2 protein-coding genes are annotated in these 1149 nt (G+C 38.7%); one reads left to right on the forward strand and one right to left on the reverse strand.

Going from position 1 to position 1149, the window contains the following annotated elements; genetic code table 11:
• The coding region (locus MD535_RS25595) for a transposase (protein ID WP_265678103.1) at positions 1-343 on the forward strand (343 nt) is incomplete at its 5' end.
• Between the two features lie 40 nt (positions 344-383).
• Here the strand turns inward: MD535_RS25595 and MD535_RS25600 are convergent.
• Positions 384-1149 (reverse strand): hypothetical protein (locus tag MD535_RS25600; protein ID WP_265678104.1); only part of this gene is annotated, 766 nt, incomplete at its 5' end.

Below are 1149 nucleotides of genomic sequence, written 5' to 3' on the forward strand. Positions count from 1 at the left end.
CGCAGCAGCCTCTATTATTAGTAACGTTCCAGAGCTTGGTTATATCACGAACAAACAAGCCGCTGCTCTAGTCGGTGTCGCACCAATCACCAAGGAAAGTGGCCGCCATAAAGGCAAAAGAGTTATTCAAGGTGGTCGCGCTCAAGTACGCACTGTATTGTACATGGCAATGATGTCCGCTATGCAATGTAACCCTGTTTTTAAAGCAACATATAAACGTTTATTGGATGCAGGAAAGCCCAAGAAAGTCGCTATCATTGCTTGTGTTAGGAAGATGGTTGTAACTCTAAATTCGATGTTAAGAGATGGAACGATGTGGGATGAAAACAGCGCCAAAATTTAGTTATTGACGCCATACTCGTTTGTTAGTTTTTAGCTAACCATCACTCCGAATCTAAGATTTTTAGATAGCGTTCTTTAAACTCAGTTTCAGATAAAACACCATCTTCCCAAGCTGATTTTAGTAAAGTAATTTTTCCTACTTCACTTTTTGGTGATACCACAGTCGGAGTTGGTTCAGAAACTACTCCTGTTTTTGATAGCCCATATCTATAACAAAACCAAGGAATAGGGTAAATAAATAGATATGTCAGCATATATGCAACAAAACTATACCTATCGATATATCCCAATATACCTGAACCATCAACTTCATGCTTAATTGTCGCTGTACCACCATCATATGAAACTACTATATTTCGGGGAGAGAAAAAACTCGGGTACAAATCATCATGAATTGACCAAATATAGATAGTGACACTCTGACTGGGTTTTAACTCCCCAATAACCACACTCCTTAAATCATTATACCTAGCTTTCACTTTGTCATTTTTGACTAGTATCCCATGAGTGTAGGGGGCGTCATATGGAACCATAACATTAACGTCTTTAGCGGGACTACTACCATCATTAGTAATCTCTAGCGTATATAAACTATGCCTAGAGGAAAGCTCTCCGGTGTATTCACTCTCAGAATCTAAGCCTAAATCTTCGGGACTAGTAACATAATCCCCTCCAGATAAATAGACACTAAGATCCGTTGAATCCCACCAAAACGGTAATATTGCCAGTATTATTGTAATTACGGCGCTAACACCACCTATCCAATTAAATAATTTTGCTCTCACTCTACCTTTTTCTCCATTAAAA

It is taken from the genome of Vibrio qingdaonensis, assembly GCF_026191675.1.
In the GTDB taxonomy this organism is placed as follows: domain Bacteria; phylum Pseudomonadota; class Gammaproteobacteria; order Enterobacterales; family Vibrionaceae; genus Vibrio; species Vibrio qingdaonensis.